Raw genomic sequence first — 1,035 nt, 5'->3', positions numbered from 1 at the left:
CGGAACAGCTGTCCGATAAATGGTGCGGGGTAGCTTGATATGCGACGTGCGGACACCATTGACGATCGGCCCGGTCGCACGAAACAGCTCGGTCCAGCGAGCCCCGCCCAGAAGCTCCTCCGGGTAGTACGACTCGTCAAGCCACGATTCGGTGATGTGCTTTGCGAGTCTGTCCAGGTCGGAATACCTACCGCGGGAGTACCGCTCATAGACTTGCTTCGCGGTCCTCATTTGTCACCCTTGTTCAGCTTGAGTCCAGACCCGTCGCTACACTGCTGAGCCTTCTCGACGATGCTGCAAAGCCAGTCGGCGACGTTCTCGCGCTCGGCAATGTCGACGGTGAACACTGCGTCGTAGGTGCCTTCACCGCCTGCCCTGACACAGAAGCATGGGTCGGTGACGACACCACTGCCGTCTTCCTCCAACTGTGTGAGTTCGACCTCGAAGTGGTATTCACTGCCGTCCTTGTTGAGTCGTTCGAGTCGACGGGTCACGCCTTGATGCATCACGTCTGTTCCGGACTGCCAGCGTTTCGCGGGAACGGCCCAAGTAGGCGACTTCTGGGCGGGAACGTTGGTAGAATTGGTGGTAGGCATTTCATCCTCCTGTTGGGTGATTTGGCACTGGTGAGAAGCGGTCGTTTTCCTAGGCATGGGTGCAGCGGCCGCTTCTTTTTTGTCTTCGATTCGTTGGTAGCTGTTCGAAATTACGGCGAGGTCGTCGCCGCTCATCTCGAAGTTCTCGAGGTCGTCGATCGACTGCTCATATATGGCCGGCAACTTCATGCCGTGCGCTCCTGCATGGCCGCTTCCTCATAGGCGAGAACGTCGTCCAGCCGGTAGTAGACGCGGCGACCCATCTTGAAGAATCGCGGCCCCTTGCCCTTGTGCCGGAGTGTGGCGAGGGCGGCGGTGCTGGTGTCATATCGTTTGGCGAGGTCTTCGGGGGTGAAGACTCCCTTGTCTGCGATCGGTGTGGTGGTCATCGTTCCTCCTGAATAGATTGTGTTCAATCTGAGTACAGTACAGCATATAA

3 protein-coding genes are annotated in these 1,035 nt (G+C 57.8%); all 3 read right to left on the bottom strand.

The window, feature by feature from the left end; genetic code table 11:
- A partial coding sequence (locus tag BI49514_RS16720) for a hypothetical protein (protein WP_219618461.1) occupies positions 1 to 231 on the bottom strand: 231 nt, incomplete at its 3' end.
- The gene (locus BI49514_RS16235; RefSeq protein ID WP_101547475.1) at positions 228 to 785 is read right to left on the bottom strand and encodes a hypothetical protein; all 558 of its coding nucleotides are present in this window, start codon (positions 783 to 785) and stop codon (positions 228 to 230) included. The genes BI49514_RS16720 and BI49514_RS16235, both read right to left, overlap by 4 nt.
- The gene (locus BI49514_RS16230) at positions 782 to 985 is read right to left on the bottom strand and encodes a helix-turn-helix transcriptional regulator (RefSeq protein WP_101547474.1); all 204 of its coding nucleotides are present in this window, start codon (positions 983 to 985) and stop codon (positions 782 to 784) included. Before BI49514_RS16230 ends, BI49514_RS16235 begins: the two co-directional genes overlap by 4 nt.
- Between the last annotated feature and the right edge of the window lie 50 nt (positions 986 to 1,035).

Source organism: Brevibacterium iodinum ATCC 49514 (assembly GCF_900169265.1).
Classification (GTDB): Bacteria; Actinomycetota; Actinomycetes; order Actinomycetales; family Brevibacteriaceae; genus Brevibacterium; species Brevibacterium iodinum.
This window is presented reverse-complemented; position numbering and strand designations above follow the sequence as displayed.